General features: G+C 48.6%; 13 protein-coding genes. 9 read left to right on the top strand and 4 right to left on the bottom strand.

The window, feature by feature from the left end:
- Nucleotides 1–56: 56 nt before the first annotated feature.
- From ACJJIR_RS18545 to ACJJIR_RS18530, 4 genes are all read left to right on the top strand, one after another.
- Nucleotides 57–767 (top strand): Crp/Fnr family transcriptional regulator, encoded by a 711-nt coding sequence (locus tag ACJJIR_RS18545; RefSeq protein ID WP_413664353.1) that lies wholly within the window; start codon nucleotides 57–59, stop codon nucleotides 765–767.
- Between the two features lie 382 nt (nucleotides 768–1,149).
- Nucleotides 1,150–2,313, top strand: a complete 1,164-nt coding sequence (locus ACJJIR_RS18540) for an efflux RND transporter periplasmic adaptor subunit (protein WP_413664354.1) — start codon at nucleotides 1,150–1,152, stop codon at nucleotides 2,311–2,313.
- Entirely contained in the window at nucleotides 2,310–5,459 is a 3,150-nt protein-coding gene (locus ACJJIR_RS18535) for an efflux RND transporter permease subunit (RefSeq protein ID WP_444906430.1), read from the top strand. The genes ACJJIR_RS18540 and ACJJIR_RS18535 overlap by 4 nt, the downstream gene beginning before the upstream one ends.
- Nucleotides 5,460–5,542: 83 nt before the next feature.
- On the top strand, nucleotides 5,543–6,463 hold the full coding sequence (locus ACJJIR_RS18530) for a phosphoribulokinase (protein WP_444906429.1): 921 nt from the start codon (nucleotides 5,543–5,545) through the stop codon (nucleotides 6,461–6,463).
- A gap of 70 nt (nucleotides 6,464–6,533) precedes the next feature.
- Here the strand turns inward: ACJJIR_RS18530 and ACJJIR_RS18525 are convergent, their stop codons facing one another.
- Both ACJJIR_RS18525 and ACJJIR_RS18520 read right to left on the bottom strand, forming a co-directional pair.
- Entirely contained in the window at nucleotides 6,534–7,454 is a 921-nt protein-coding gene (locus tag ACJJIR_RS18525) for a hypothetical protein (protein ID WP_444906428.1), read from the bottom strand.
- A gap of 1,184 nt (nucleotides 7,455–8,638) precedes the next feature.
- Entirely contained in the window at nucleotides 8,639–9,043 is a 405-nt protein-coding gene (locus tag ACJJIR_RS18520) for a hypothetical protein (RefSeq protein ID WP_282934304.1), read from the bottom strand.
- Nucleotides 9,044–9,315: 272 nt separating this feature from the next.
- Between ACJJIR_RS18520 and ACJJIR_RS18515 the strand changes: the two genes are divergently transcribed.
- Together ACJJIR_RS18515 and ACJJIR_RS18510 are read left to right on the top strand one after the other, a co-directional pair.
- Nucleotides 9,316–9,768 (top strand): methylglyoxal synthase, encoded by a 453-nt coding sequence (locus tag ACJJIR_RS18515; protein WP_413664359.1) that lies wholly within the window; start codon nucleotides 9,316–9,318, stop codon nucleotides 9,766–9,768.
- A 185-nt stretch (nucleotides 9,769–9,953) separates the two neighbouring features.
- Complete coding sequence (locus tag ACJJIR_RS18510; protein WP_413664360.1) at nucleotides 9,954–10,379, top strand: ExbD/TolR family protein; 426 nt, start codon at nucleotides 9,954–9,956, stop codon at nucleotides 10,377–10,379.
- A 127-nt stretch (nucleotides 10,380–10,506) separates the two neighbouring features.
- Here the strand turns inward: ACJJIR_RS18510 and ACJJIR_RS18505 are convergent, their stop codons facing one another.
- The gene (locus tag ACJJIR_RS18505; RefSeq protein WP_413664361.1) at nucleotides 10,507–11,289 is read right to left on the bottom strand and encodes a tryptophan 2,3-dioxygenase; all 783 of its coding nucleotides are present in this window, start codon (nucleotides 11,287–11,289) and stop codon (nucleotides 10,507–10,509) included.
- A gap of 129 nt (nucleotides 11,290–11,418) precedes the next feature.
- On the opposite strand from ACJJIR_RS18505, the gene ACJJIR_RS18500 reads away from it, so the two are divergent.
- From ACJJIR_RS18500 to ACJJIR_RS18490, 3 genes are all read left to right on the top strand, one after another.
- Nucleotides 11,419–12,666, top strand: coding sequence for a Zn-dependent hydrolase (locus ACJJIR_RS18500; RefSeq protein WP_444895215.1), 1,248 nt, complete (start codon nucleotides 11,419–11,421; stop codon nucleotides 12,664–12,666).
- Between the two features lie 88 nt (nucleotides 12,667–12,754).
- Entirely contained in the window at nucleotides 12,755–13,675 is a 921-nt protein-coding gene (locus tag ACJJIR_RS18495) for a dimethylarginine dimethylaminohydrolase family protein (protein ID WP_413664363.1), read from the top strand.
- 215 nt (nucleotides 13,676–13,890) lie between these two features.
- Nucleotides 13,891–14,670: an enoyl-CoA hydratase gene (locus ACJJIR_RS18490; protein ID WP_444895214.1), complete on the top strand. Its 780-nt coding sequence runs from the start codon at nucleotides 13,891–13,893 to the stop codon at nucleotides 14,668–14,670.
- 45 nt (nucleotides 14,671–14,715) lie between these two features.
- On the opposite strand, the gene glpQ is transcribed toward ACJJIR_RS18490, so the two are convergent.
- Nucleotides 14,716–15,804: a glycerophosphodiester phosphodiesterase gene (gene glpQ, locus ACJJIR_RS18485; RefSeq protein ID WP_444895213.1), complete on the bottom strand. Its 1,089-nt coding sequence runs from the start codon at nucleotides 15,802–15,804 to the stop codon at nucleotides 14,716–14,718.
- Between the last annotated feature and the right edge of the window lie 28 nt (nucleotides 15,805–15,832).

Genomic DNA, 15,832 nt, shown 5'->3' with positions numbered 1-15,832 from the left:
GCTTAGGCCACTCTTTTCAGGAAAATGGAATAGTTTTCACTAAATTTGAATTGTGCATGGAAATTAAACCTCTTAGCGAGTATCCACGGGATGCTGTGGATCGCCTTCTCAATGTCATCCATCTATTTCGGGATATTCGTGCCTCGAGTGAGTGGCAATACGATGTATTGCTAAAGCGCTCCCGGTTGGTCAGCCTTCAGTCGGGTGAGCAGCTGCTGCGTGCAGGGGATGTGGATCAATGGGTCTACTTCTTGTTACGCGGTGAGTTACATGTGAAGGTGAACAGTCCCGCAGCTGAGGAGGCTCCGGGAAATGAACGTCCTTTGGCGGTAATACGTCCAGGTGAGTTATTTGGTGATTTGTCGATGCTATTGGCGGAGCCCCGCAGTGCCGATGTATTTGCCGCGAATAATAGCCAGGATACTCAGGTTCTAGGCGTTGATTGTACGCTGTTTGGTGACCTGGAAGACTTATCACTTTTACAGTTGCCGGCAAAACTGGTTTTCTATCGCAATATGGTGCATTCATTGCGTTGGAAACTGGAGGTCTATAGGTCCAAGTATCCGGGGCATCAGTTGGCGAATAGCCATAGAAAGCTGAAACTTTATACGGGACCAAAAAATAGCCGGGAAGAGTTAATTGCCTTAGCGGAACAGGCGAAAGCTTTGGCTCAAATTCTGCTCGACTGGAATGCGGAGTTTGGTTCTGGTGAGCTGGTTGATGATGAATCCGACATGCTTGGATTTCTGGAATCTATGCTGTCGTAGAGATTTCCCGTTCAAACCAAGGGCGAGAGAATTATTTCCTCGCTCCTGACTGCTCTCCCTCCTCTTTGTACTTATTTTTATTGGCACATGTGTACACCTTTCTTAAGGGGGGACTATCTGCTGATTCCAGTCTAAATTTGTAGATCACTCGTATATTTCATTTGCCCGACATTAAGCACGTATTTATTGACAGAATTCGAGTAGGACACAGCGGAGCTTTTTATAAGTCGCTGTGATTGTGTAAAAATCGCTTCGCTTCAGTTGTTATCGCAGATCCCTTCGATTGGATTTAAGACCCCTTTTGCGATGGCGCATCATTGCCCAACAGGTTTAGTAAGTTATGAATGTATTGGCATCAATCTGGTCAAGGCGCAATTACCGAATGGCAATTATTGTTTCGGTGATCGCTATTTTATGGCTGCTGAGTGGGCAGTTATTCTCCGATGCAGAGGATGAGCAGTCAGAATCTAAAGAGGTAACTGCCAAGAAGCCAGAGCCTGAATTGCGAATTCAAGCCCAAATCATTGAGTCCAGCCCATACGCCACTCAGATACTAGTGAATGGGCGCACTGAGGCTAACCGGCATGTACGTTTGCGCGCTGAACTGGATGGCATTATTGCTGCACTCCCAGTTGCGGAAGGGCAGACAGTTAGACAAGGGGATGTCATTTGCGAAATCGAGGCTGAAGATCGTATTGAGCAACTGGCATTAGCTGAAGCGGCAAAACGCAAAGCAGAAATAGACTTTGCCGGTGCCGAGAAACTTAAGAAAAAAGGACTGCAGTCGGATACCGCAATGGCCCAGCAGCAAGTTGAGCTTGCCCGAACCAAGGCGGAGTACACACGTGCCAAAGTGACGGTAGAGAAACTGCAAATTCGTGCACCATTTGCTGGAGTAGTGAATAGCCGAGCGGTGGAGCTGGGAGATTTTATTCGCCGGGGAGAGGAATGCGCGACCATTCTTGACTTGGATCCCATCTTAATTGTTGGCGAAGTTTCAGAGGATCAAGTGGGGAGCCTTGTTGAGGGCGGGCCGGCGAGAGCCCAATTACAAAGAGGACTGTTAGTAGACGGATACCTTCGTTATATCAGTCAACAGGCGCAGGAAATTACTCGGGCTTACCGAGTGGAGGTAGCAGTAGATAATCCAGGTAATCAACTTCCCGGAGGCTTGAGTGGTCAGCTGGTCCTCCCGACCGGTGAAATTACGGCCCACCATATTAATGCATCTCTACTCACGCTGGATGATAGCGGTGAATTGGGGGTGCGGACTCTCAATGATAAAAACCGAGTGCAATTTATCAATGTTTCACTGGTTGGGGATGGTGATGGCGGGGTCTGGGTTTCTGGACTGCCCGACACAGTGACTCTGATTACTGTGGGACAAGAATATGTCACTACGGGAGATTTGGTTCGTGCAGAAATACTGAAAACTGGGGAGGAGTTTTCCCGGGAGAACCAAGCGAAGGAAGCTTCCCCAGTAGATTCCGCAGAGGTGACTCCGGTATCCGAAACTTCAGTGATTCCCGAGGGGGATTCGCGATGAAGCTGTTGGAAAGCGCTATTCAAAGAAATCGCAGTACAATATGCCTGATGCTGCTGATCGTTTTAATTGGCATAGTTGCTCGCGCAGCGATGACAATTGAATCAAGCCCTGAGGTGAACCCTCCATTTGTAATTGTACAGGTCACTCACGAGGGAATTTCCCCAGAGGATGGTGTACGCCTGTTGGTCCGCCCTCTGGAGAAGGAAATTCGTGCGGTAGAAGGGGTTGTCGAGGTGATTGCTGTCGCCCGGGAATCCCTTGCATATATCGTGATTGAATTTGACTCTGCCATTGGTGTAGATGATGCCGTCGATGATATTCGCAATGCTGTAGAGCGGGCCAGGGCTGAGCTGCCCCGGGATGCCGACGAGCCCACTGTGGAGGAAGTATCCGCTCAACCTTTCCCTACCATCGTCGTTACCCTATCCGGCGAGCAAGTGAATGAACGGGTTTTACTGCGCTCGGCTGAATTGCTTAAGCGGAAGATAGAGAGTATCCCTGAGGTGCTAGGTGCAGATCTCCACGGTAATAGGGAGGAGGTTGTTGAGGCAGTGATTGATCCGGTGCGACTGGAGCACTATCAAATCACCAGTGCGGAGTTAATCAACGCGGTATTGGGGAACAATCTGTTAATTCCTGCAGGGGAGCTGGAAACCAATCGGGGCCGTTTTTCAGTGAAAGTCCCTGGGTTGATTGAGACCGCTCAGGATGTTTATGAAATTCCGCTCAAGAAGTCACGCGATGGAGTTGTGACCTTGGGTGCTGTTACAGATATTCGCAGAACCTTCAAAGATGCAGTGAGCTACACCAGTATCAATGGTCGCCCGGGGCTCGCTATTAATGTTGAAAAGCGCAACGATGCCAGCTCTGTCGATGTTGCGGATCGAGTCCGGGAAGTGGTTCAGGCTGAATTTGGTGTTTTGCCACAGGGAATTACGGTTGAGTTTGTTTTTGACCAATCTGATTTCGCACGGGATATGGTCAGTGAGATGCAGGGAAACATCCTGACCGCGATGCTACTGGTAATGATTATTGTCGTTGCCGCGCTCGGCTTTCGCTCGGGAATTCTGGTGGGACTGGGAGTGCCCTTCTCTTTGCTGTTTGGTTCCATCATCACCTGGTATCTGGGTTATTCGTTTAACTTTATGGTGATGTTCGGAATGTTGCTGGCCCTCGGTATGTTAATTGATGGTTCCATTGTGATTACCGAGTTTGCCGATCGGAAAATGGCTGAAGGCTTGTCAGCAAGGGAGTCATATATTGCATCAGTCAGTCGGATGTTCTGGCCGGTAGTTGCCTCAACGGCGACTACCCTTGCAGCATTTTTGCCGATTATGCTGTGGCCTGGAGTGGTGGGAGACTTCATGCGTTACCTGCCCGTTACAGTATTTGCAGTATTGGCGGGGTCACTCTTGTACGCCCTGTTTTTTGCTCCTGTGTTGGGTTCACTGTTTGGCAAAAGCGCAATGGATGCCTCTACTCGTAACTACCTGAGCCAGTTAGAGGATGGGTTACCTCGAGCCCTGCCTGGAATTACCGGCTGGTATGCGCGTATTCTTGAGAAGGTTCTGCAGCGCCCATTGGGTGGGTTCTTAACCACTATTGCCATTCTGGTTGCCATCTTTATTGGCTTTGTCAATTTTGGTGCGGGTGTTGAATTTTTCACGGATACAGAAGAGCAATACGGTAATGTAGAAATTAGGGCCCAGGGCAATTTGTCCATGGAGGAGAAAAAAGCCCTGGTGGTGCAAGTGGAAAGAGCCGTGCTTAGTGTGCCTGAGGTCCGAATAGCTCACACTACAATTGGTTCTGGCGGAATTTCTGGAAATTCTGATCGTTCCCCAGATCAAATCGCCAATATGTTAGTGGAGCTTTATCCCGCAGAGGAACGCGAGCGACGGAGCCGCGACATATTTGCCGATATCCGTTCCCGCACCTCAGATTTTGCCGGAATTAAAGTAACCGCAAATGTAATGGAGGGAGGACCGCCGGTAGGCAAGGATATTGTTCTGGAGTTGCGCAGTCAGAACTATGAGCAGCTACTGCTGGAAACTTGGAGACTACACCGTGCAATGGAGGAAATTGGCGGGTTGCGAGATATTGTAAACACCGCGCCACTACCTGGCATCGAGTGGGAAGTGAAAGTTGATCGAGCCAAGGCTGCTCTATATGGTGCCGATCTAACTGAAGTTGGCAGGGCGGTGCAGTTGGTTACCAATGGCGTCCGGGTTGCAGAATATCGACCCGATGATACGGATGAAGAAGTAGATATACGTATCAGGTACCCCAGAAGTGCCAGAGGCATAGCCGCGCTCGATCAGCTAAAAGTTAATACCGTGCAAGGTACCGTTCCGATTAGCAGTTTTGTGCACACAGAAGCCATGCCCAAGGTCGATAAGATTGAGCGAATCGACGGAATTACTCGCATGCAAATCAAAGCTGATGCGCAAGAGGGGGTTCTGCCGGATGACAAAGTGAAGGAAATAAGGAAGTGGTTGCAGAGTAATCCGGTGGATAACCGGGTTGAGCTGCTATTCCGTGGGGCGGATGAGGAGCAGAATGAGTCTTTTCAATTCCTCGGCATAGCCTTTCTCCTGGCTCTGTTTTTAATGTTTATCCTGTTAGTAACACAGTTCAACAGCTTCTATCAGTCTTTATTAGTACTTTCATCTGTGATTATGTCCACTTTGGGGGTGATGTTTGGTCTGCTAATAACACAAAGCACCTTCAGTGTGATTATGACTGGAGTGGGTATTGTGGCGCTGGCTGGAATTGTGGTGAACAATAATATTGTACTGATAGATACCTATAATTTCGTGCGTAAGAATGAGCCGAGCCTCACTCCAACGGAAGCAGCAATAAAGGCATCGACACAGAGGCTGAGACCGGTCTTTTTGACAACGGCAACAACTATCCTCGGGTTGCTGCCCCTGGCGCTAGGCGTCAGTGTGGATATGGTCGGACGCAATATTGTTGTCGATGGAGTGATAGCCTCTTTTTGGGTGAAGCTAGCCAGTGCAATTGTTTACGGGCTTACCTTTTCCACTTTGCTGACGTTATTGGTTACACCCATTATGTTAGTACTACCGGGCCGCTCCAAGAAGAGGGGTAATCCAGAGGGGGTTATTGAGTCGGTAACGAGTTAGTGACGGCTATATAAGTACTGTAATCATACTTAGTGATCACAAAATTCGGGGGCTTAGGCCCCCGTTTTTATAGCAGGGAATTTATGAATAAGGCTAAATGGCCGAATGAAGTTTTAGAGCGTAGTGGACAGCTTAAGGAGAGTTTATCGGGGCCTTTTAAGGAGCTGTTGCGTGAACACCAATTACCATGCGATTTCCTCCAGGTACTCGAACAACTTTTTCTTCCCCTCGGAGTTTGGGTACTGACTCGCCATAAGCGCAGTAATCCATTATTAATTGGGGTTAGCGGGGGGCAGGGTACCGGCAAGTCGACCCTGGCGGATGTGTGGCAATGTATTTACCAGGCGATGGGCTATCGCTGCTGTGTTTTGTCTCTGGATGATATCTATTTAACGCTGGAACAGCGCCGCAAGCTGGCTACACAGGTACACCCTTTACTCGAAACTCGCGGTGTGCCGGGAACCCATGATATCGGCTTGGGGATCAGCACGCTCAAGGCCCTGTGTGCAGCCAATACTGATTCCGCTATCGCATTACCTAGGTTTGATAAAGGACGTGATGATCGGATCCCTGAGCACTTGTGGCCCGTATTCAAGGGACAAGTTGATGTTGTTATCTTCGAAGGGTGGTGCCTAGGGGCCAGGCCTTCAGAAGGGCATGAAGGACCGCTCAATGAACTGGAGTGCAGGGAAGATAGTACTGGCGAATGGCGAAGTTATGTTAATCAACAGTTGGAAGATTCTTATCGAGATCTTTTTTCGCTTATCGATGTATGGGTGATGCTCAAAGCGCCGAGTATGGAATGTATCGTTGAGTGGCGTAAGTTACAGGAGCATAAACTCAGGGTTCGCTCCGGAATGGGGATGACAGATCAACAAATTGTTCAGTTTGTACAACACTACGAAAGAGTGACGCGGAGCTTACTAGAGGATATGCCGGGCTGGGCAGATTGTGTTATTGAGTTGGGGGAGGACCATCAGGTGAAGGGCTTGCGGATGCATTAAGGTCGGTTTAAACCCTGGCTAGGCCAGGGTTTAAACTAACTGAACAAATCAGTTTTGCTTAAGCGCTGGCTTACTTAGCCTTGGGCGGACGACCGCGACCGCGCTTTACAGGAGCAGCTTCAGTTGCTGCTGCGGCGGCTGTGGCTTCTGCTTTTTTGGGGCGCCCTGGCTTTTTCTTAGCGGCTTCCGCTTTTGCTGGGCGACCGGGCTTCTTTTGTGCGGATTCTGCCTTAGGTGGGCGGCCACGACCGCGTTTTACAGGAGCAGCATCAGTTGCTGCGGCGGCTGCGGTCTCTGCTTTCTTGGGGCGGCCGGGCTTTTTCTTAGCGGCTTCAGTTTTTGCTGGGCGACCGGGCTTCTTTTTGGCTTCAGTGGCGTCTTTTTTGGGACGGCCAGGCTTTTTCTTAGCTTCTTCGGTCTTAGCGGGACGACCAGGCTTCTTCTTGGCTTCTTCAGTTTTAGCTGGGCGGCCGGGCTTTTTCTTAGCTGCGGTGGCTTTCTTCTTGTCAGCAGCAGCGGCTTTTTTAGCGGCAGCAGCAGTTTTCTTCGCTTCGGCAGCGGCTTTTTTCTTTTCAGCAGCGGCCAGTTTCTTAGCTACAGCAGCTTCTTCTTTAGCGACGATCTTAGCTACCTGAGAAGCCAGCTTGTTGGCGGCTTTGATTTCAGCCAGTGCATCTTTGGCTTCAGTTGCGGCAGTTTTGGCTTCAGTTGCAGCAGTTTTAGCTGCAGCGGCGGCTTCACGTGCTTTTTTCAGCTGTTGCTGTTGAGCAGCAGTCTTTTTCTTAGCTCTAACAGTCGCTACTTTATCTTGAGTAGTTTTTGCTTTAGCGGCAGCCTTCTTGGCACTGTTTGCCAATTTCTCGGCTTTGACAGTCAGGTCTTTTTCCTGCTTAAGGCGGGCAGTTTCCAGTTTAGCGGTAAGGGAGCGTAGCTCCGCTTCCATTTTTGCGACGTCGCTGGTAGCGACTTGAGCAGCTTTTTTAGTAGCCATTTAAATATCCCTGCAAAATGAATTGTTTTAGTAAGTGGGGGCATTCCTATCAATTATTCTCAGCCATCTTTAACGGAATTAGGCACCGTCCAAGATGAATGTTTTCGGCAGAAAACAATTGATAGTGAGTCCCCCCAAGCTAGCGGCGCTAATTGCAGCTTATTTGTATACCTAATTGCAAGTCCTTTAGATGGTTTTTTTCTATTTAATGTAAAAAAAATGGCTTTTTTTTACATATTTTTCAATTGGGGGCCGTTTGAACTGTGTTTTTGATCTTTTTGGGAACTTGAAAGCACTCATTACTGGTGATTCTTTAACTTCAATATTCTTTGTATCAAGTCAGTATCAGTGGCGTTAAATAGTTGAGTAATTTTGTAAGCTTTATGAACCTGTTGGTTTAGTTGTTTTGGCTTTTATAGTTGGATTTTGATGGTGGCAGATAGTTTCTGTTCATCAATTAACAGAGATCCGGATTAACAAAACTTAACTGCGAGCTTTTGCCTGCGTCAATTAGTGGGCAACCTCCATAGCTGGTTGTGTAACCTTGCGTATTGAAGTGTGATATTCAAATTGCGGAAAGTTGGCAAGTGTCAAGATGTCAGAGACAGCTTGAGTCCTATTGCCGTACCCTGGTATTTAGTAAGGAATTAAAAACTGGGGGAGAACTCACACTCATGTACGGGATCTAGTGCCCCGTATATAAGTACCAACCGGTTGGGGTATTTGGGGGCTTGGCTGCCGGGATCTGCCATTACTGCTGCGAGGTTTACTTTTACATGGCGGAAAGTAAACCAGTGATAAATCTAGTTATAACCATGTATATAATGGGACGGAACTGTATTAGTTTGTGTTCTTCAGTCGAGGTCTTTTTAATTACCGAGAAAGCGAGCGCTTGGTCTCCAGTCATTTGTTTTGCTATCACGTGACATCCCTGCTAGTCATAAAAGGAGTAGAGGGCAGTTATTCAGAGGCAAGTAATACCAGAAGCTATTTGAATGCAGTCCTGATTATCCGTACGTTGATCAACAATCTTAATGATATTTTTATGGGCAATGCTTCTGCTTTGGAGTGGCTGCTCTTACCGAAGGCAACCTTATGAGTTTTGCAATGGGAGAGGGGGACAGGACTGACCCAGTAACAGAATATCTCTGTCACTGGGGTGATATGGAGTCAATCGCGTAGCTTTATAGTGGCCCGTAGGGCAAATAACGATTGTTGGAATTCTGGCGAATCCATAACAGTTGTTCTTTTGTTAATGGCGTCGAGCGTTGCTTGAGTACTTTGGCGAGGGGAATTACTGCAGACTCAGCGCCGGCGTCCCAGCCTGGCAGATTCATTTCTGCCAAGGTAAAGAAGCGGATCAGTTGCCATAGCTGGGCACTGTTCCAATGTTCGCTCTCTTCGATCCAGTGTTGGAAGGGAAGGCGAATAAGTGTAGAGGGTACTTTTTCAAACGCTCCTACTGATTCTGTAAAAGGTTTATCTGACTCTGCAATTTCGATAAGTCTGAGCAACTGCTCCCGGTTGAATTCTTCACTGGTTTCATTTTGTGGGCCACTTACCTGTGGCTCCCAGGCTCCTACGCTCATACTTACTCCTTATAAAGGTCCGGTTTCTTGCTGTTGCATTATAGCGAGGGGGGCTGTGTTCAGGGGGATCTTACTCTAGATAACAATGAATAAAGAGGTCTTTGAATTAATCCACATTACTTCTTCGAATCTAATGAATCGTTTTGTAGTAATTTTGGAAGTCTCTATAAAGGAGTTGGGTTGCGATAACAGGGACTAAACCTACGGGAAAATCAAATCTGTCGGTGCTTATTTGAGATACTATAGAAGAGACTCTTGATATTGAGGTTCAAATGGAATTTATTGCTAAAGCACTGCCGGCGACAAAGCGAGTGGCTCTGGTAGCCCATGACAACCGTAAAGATGCCATGATTCAGTGGTGTCTCAGACATCACAATCTGCTCAAACGACACCAGTTATTGGCTACGGGGACTACTGGTGGAAAAATTGAAGATGCGACGGGTTTAAGTGTCGAAAAGCTCTTAAGTGGCCCTCTGGGAGGTGATCAACAGCTCGGAGCGAGGATTAGCGAGGGGCAGGTGGACTTACTGATATTCTTCTGGGACCCCTTTGAGCCCATGCCCCATGACCCAGACGTCAAGGCACTACTGCGTATTGCTGCAGCGTGGAATATCCCAGTGGCTTGCAACCAGAGCAGTGCAGATATGGTGGTACAGTCACCATTGATGGACCAATCCTTCGAGCATGAGGTGCCTGACTATCACAGCTATCTAGCAGGACGTTAGTCGGAATTTTTGCTTAAAATTTGATCTTTTCTGTCGGCTCGATTCTGTAACTTATTGATTTTTAAAGTTTATTTATCTCTGTTATCGCTCGCACTTGCAATGCTTGCGAAATCGCGGCAATCTTGCCCACCAGATTAGACCGGTCAATCCGGCACCCCTGATATTTGAAAATTGCACGGTGTTTTATGAGTAGACGACGCGGAAAGGCCGTAGAAGAAGAAAAGGCAGATATCGACCTGACGCCCATGTTGGACGTTGTGTTTATCATGTTGATCTTCTTTATCGTGACTGCTTCATTTGTTAAAGAGAAGGCGCTGGATGTGAATGTGCCTGATCCGAATGAGACCAGCAATGCTGAGCCAGATCCTACCAAGCAGAATATTCTGTTGATGGTTAGCGCAAATGATGAAATCACCATGGCGGATGGCAGCCGTATTGACAGCCGTGCTGTACGGGCCCGTATCGCCCAGATGTATGCGGAGAACCCGCAGGCAATGGTGATTGTGCGTGCACACAACAAGTCTAGTGCGGATACTTACGTACAGATTGCGGATGCCGCGAAGGAAGTGAGCCTGGGTATTCAGGTCTCCCTGGTACCTTACGAGGACTAAGTTCCCGGTGAGTTACCCGCGCTTAAAAAGCCAGCATATTGCTGGCTTTTTTCATTTGTGAATTATGGTTTTGAACTGGTCACAAATTGGGGTGGTACTTAAGTACCCCCTCAAATGAAATCCGATATCAGAATTCTGAACGAATTGCCCAGAGGTCGGGGAAAACCGGTCTAAACAGGGTTCCCTGTAAATAACCTACTCCGCTCGATCCACCAGTCCCCATTTTCCTGCCAATTGTTCGCTCGACCATTTTTACATGTCTGTAACGCCACTGTTGTAACGAAGTATCGATGTCCACCAAAGCCTCACAGATTTCACTTACCAGTGGATCATTGCGATAGATATCGATCAGTATTTTCTGGACGGCTGAAGAAGGTTCCGCAACTTGGCTAAAATCCCTTTCAAGCTCATTAGCGGGTACCTTATGCCCTTCGTGAACCAAAAAGTTTAGGAAAGCATCCCAAAGGGTCGGCGCCTCAAGGCGCTTCATCAAGCGCTGGTAGTGCTCTGAGCCAGGGGTATAGTTTTCCAGTTTTTTCGGGTCCTTGGCTCCGTAAAGAAATTCCAACTCGCGAAACTGGTACGACTGAAAACCACTAGCCGTGGATAGTCGATCGCGGAAAGACATAAACTCCAGTGGGGTTAGGGTTTCCAGGATATCGACCTGTTGAATCAAAGTACGATAAATCGTGTCGACACGTTTAAGTGTATGCAATGCGCGATTGCGTTCACCTGCGTTGAATAGTCGCACCAGGAAATCCAGTTCATGCAACATTTGCTTGAACCAGAGCTCGTAGCTTTGATGAATAGTAATGAAAAGTAGTTCGTCGTGCTCGGGACCATCGGAAAGGGGTTTTTGGCACTGCAAAAGCTCGTCTACTTTTAGGTAAGAGCTATAAGTTATTGTCATAGTCAGCTGCTTCCTGAGTGTGTTTTGACCAGTTACAAAATAATGCTCTCTTTAGCCGGTGTGGATCAAAACAAAAATTACGGCAAAGTGATTTATATTGGACCCATTATAAAGCCCGGAGCTCTTTGAATGGAAAACCCAGCGCAAAACCTACGTGTCAATGGCTCTCGCCTTTGGGATAGCCTGATGGAAATTGCTGAGATAGGCGCGACCCCAGCGGGCGGGTGCAATCGACAAGCCCTGACAGATGAAGACCGTGAAGGGCGCGACCTTTTCGTGCGCTGGTGCCGAGATATAGGCTGTGAGGTCAGAGTGGACCAGATGGGCAACATTTTTGCCCGACGACCGGGAGCAGATAACAGCTTGCCTGCGGTAGTGACTGGTTCTCATTTGGATACCCAGCCCACGGGTGGCAAATTTGACGGTGTATATGGCGTACTTGCCGGCCTGGAAGTTCTGCGCACTCTAGAGGATCAAGGTATCAGGACCAAGGCCCCATTAGAGGTGGTTGTATGGACTAATGAAGAGGGTGCGCGCTTCTCTCCTGCAATGGTGGGCTCCGGGGTTTGGGCTGGCGAATTTAGCTTGGAGTATGGGCACAGCCGCGCGGATAAATCGGGCATCACCATCGGTGAAGAGTTGGAGCGGATCGGCTATCTCGGTACTGAGCCAGCTCAGCCGAGGGCTATTAAAGCTTCATTTGAAGCGCATATCGAGCAGGGCCCGATCCTCGAAAAACAGGATCAGGTAATTGGTGTTGTCACTGGTGTACAGGGTATTCGCTGGTATGACGTAACTTTTTACGGAACGCCTTGCCATGCGGGTCCAACTCCGATGGAGGACCGCCGTGATCCGGTCCAGGCAATGTCCATTCTGTGCGAGCGCATGTATCGTGAAGTCCGGGAGTATTCAGAAGATGCGCGTATGACCTGTGGGGATTTAAGGGCGGCGCCGGGCAGCCGAAATACAGTTCCTGAAGAGGTTGTGCTGGCACTGGACCTCCGTCACCCGTTACCTGAAGGGTTAAACCATCTGCATAAAGCCTTGTATAAGGCGGCTGAAAGAGTACAGGAAGAGACAGGTACCAGAGTCGATATTCGTGAAGAGTGGTACTCACCTCCCGTCGCCTTTGATAAGCATTGCATTGATTCGGTTAGCAGTGCTGTGCAGACCTTGGGATATAGCAATCGCAAGATGGTTTCAGGTGCTGGGCACGATTCCGTATATGTTTCCCGAGTCGCCCCTGTCTCTATGATCTTTGTGCCCTGTGAAGGAGGGCTGTCGCACAATGAAGCAGAATCGGCGGAGCCGGATCATCTTGAGGCGGGTTGTAATGTGTTGCTTCACGCAATGCTAAACAGTGCGGAGCAGGCTTAAGTAGCAGTAAAACAAGTGCTTCTGTCAACTCTCGGCGTTGCACTGTCTTTGTTTTGGCATAGTTGATAACAAGTTGGAATTTAGGCGAATGAGTAATTTTACTTTGAAGCACCGTCAGGATAACGGCGGTACGGCACCCCTGAGTGAGTGGGGGATGGATTCAGAATACGGTGTACTGAGAGATGTTCTAATTGGGCCTGTGGATAACTTCAGCTGGCGCACTGGTAATGCGAGTGCGCGACGTGCCGAGCGCCTCGGTATGAAGTTTGATCACAAGGTGGCGATGACACAGCATGGAGAGATGCTCGATGCTTACCGCCACGCAGGAGTGAATACGCACCTTATTCCAGCGGATAACACATTGCCCTACCAAATTTACGGTCGCGATTCCTCGGTAATGACCCCTTGGGGGCCTATCGTGACTCAGATGTTCAGCCCTTGGCGCCGTGGTGAGTGGGCGCCCATAGTAAAGAAATATGCAGAGCTGAATATCCCTATTTACGACATTATCACCGCAGGCTCTCTGGAGGGCGGTGATTTTATGGTGTTAGAGCCCGGCGTCATTCTGTGTGGCTACTCCGGCGAACGCACCAGCCCGCAGGGATTTGAGCAGATGAAAAGTTGGGTGGAAAAAGAGGGCTGGGAAGTTAAAGGCTACCAGTTCGATCCGTTCTTCCTGCATATTGATGTGATGGTAGCCATGCTTGCGGAAAAGCTGGCAGCAATTTGTGTTGATGCTGTTGAGCCGGAGCTGGTGCAGTGGTTTAAAAGCCGAAATATAGAGATTATCGATATTCCCTTCCCGCAAGTATTGGAACTTGGAGTGAATGTCGTTGCCCTGGGGAACGATCGAGTGATGCTACCTAAGGCCAATACCGGACTGGCGGAGAAGTGTCGCGCACATGGCCTGGAAGTTATCGACCCGGATATTTCAATGATTACTCCGGGGGGCGGTGGCGTTCATTGCATGTGCCAACCTCTGCGCCGGGATTCAGCCAATAAAGTTTGATTACTGTTGATGGTTATCTAGAGGGCCCGGTCACTGGTGACCGGGTTAATCCCGTCAACGAAAGTGGTTGATTAGGAACTCGAACCTCTGGGAGTAGCGGTTAATATGAATCTCCTAAATAGATGGCCTACAGCGGATTAAAAGTGGCTTCCGTTGGGGTTCCATAATTAGGCTACTGAGAGTAGCCCAATCTACTTCTTACCCCGGAGAACAATATGCAAAGCGAATGCGCTGAAATTCAGGCTCAGCTTAAGGACCGCATCCTCGAGATTACGATTAATCGACCCGGGCGCAAAAATGCCCTGACTATGGCCATGTATACCGCGATGGCAGGGTTATTGAATAGCGCAGCTACAAACCCGGATGTTCGCGTCGCGATTATTACCGGTGCTGAGGGTATATTCACCAGTGGTAACGACCTGACAGATTTCCTGGGCGGCTCTGCCGAAGGGGAGGAGTCTCCGGTTTTCCAGTTTATGAGTGCTCTCTACCACTTCCCCAAGCCGGTAGTTGCAGCCGTTAATGGCCCCGCAGTAGGTATTGGTACGACCATGCTGTTGCATTGCGACCTGTCTTTTGCTGGAGACGACGCCATGTTCCAGATGCCGTTTGTGGACCTGGGGCTGTGTCCAGAGTATGGCTCCAGCTACTTATTGCCCAGGATCGCCGGCCATGCCAAAGCTTCTGAACTATTACTGTTGAGCAAGCGTTTTAGTGCTCAGGAAGCCGTTGAGATTGGTATCTGTAATGCCGCAGTGGCGCCAGAACACGCCATAGTTCGAGCACGTGAAGCCGCAGCTGAGTTAGCGAGGAAAGCTCCGGCCGCCCTGCGTTTAACTAAGCAGCTTTTGCGCAGAGCAACTCAAGAGAAAGGGTTAGAGTTTATTCAAGACGAAGGCCGTTACTTTAAGGAACGCCTCGCCTCTGATGAGTTTAAAGAGGCTGCTATGGCCTTCATGGAGAAGAGACCAGCGGACTTCTCCAAGTTTGATTAAGTAAAAAAAGGCCGCACTATGCGGCCTTTTTTCTGATTTCATTTTTTAACGATCCCTATGTCCCCGGGAAAGATAGTTAACGGCTCTGTCGGGGTGGTCGGTAAAGAGACCGTCAATGCGCAGCTGATATACAGCGAAATGCAGGAAGTCCTCGAAGCTTTCAAATTCTTCGGGAATCTTGCCTGTATCGGCGCGGAAAGTGTAGGGGTGAACCTCTAGTTGTCTGCGGTGTGCCCGGCGGACAACACTGTTAGCTCTTGGTTGGCCATTTGTCACTTCCATTAACATAGGATACCAGGGGCCAATCCCATCTGCGTAGGTGGCGATTTTGCGCAAGCCCCCCTGTTGCAGCATCCAGTCATAATTGTACTTTTCAATTTCTCCATTCACTTCGACCAATTTTTCCCCCCAGTCGGTGGCGGCGATCAATTGAACTAATGATAGATCCATCCCCATGGAGGGCATCAGCTCAAATTTAACTCGCTGAAGCTCTTCTGCATCAAAGCACTGGAAGAAAACTTTGTGATCGCGATCGGTATAACCGTATTTCTTGAGTGATTGCAAAGCTATAGAGGCAATATCTTTTCCTTCCCAGTGATGGAAGTAGGGTTTTTTAATCTCCGGGTAAATGCCAATATCGTAGCCCAGAGATCGGTTAAGCCCCTGAATTAATTCCAGTTCTTCCTCAAAGGTGGATAGCTTAAAGCTAGATTTCCATATTGGAAATCTCTCGGGGTATTTTGCTTGAAGTCCATCCTCACTATCTATGAAGGGCTCTGATACCTGAAGCTGTTTAAGTTCGGTTAGGGTAAAATCGATAGTGTAAAAGTGACCATCATCGCGAGCGCGCTGGGGAAAAACGTTGGCGACATTAGTTACACTATCTAGATAAATATCGTGCATTACGATCAAGTGATCATCTTTGCTGAGTACCAAATCTTGCTCGATATAGTCTGGACGCATACCGTAAGCCAGCGCTTTGGATTCGAGGGTGTGTTCAGGTAGGTAGGCTGAGGCACCTCTATGAGCTACCACAATAGTTTGTTTATTTCTCTGATCAAAGTTATCCGCGCAGGTTAGTGTTGCGGCTATAGAAAAGCCAATCAACACTACTGATAGAATGTTTTTTAACATCTGATAAAGGCCCGTGATGAATTGTGGG

The sequence above is a fragment of the Microbulbifer maximicatervae (SeqCode) genome (genome assembly GCF_052467385.1).
This window is presented reverse-complemented; position numbering and strand designations above follow the sequence as displayed.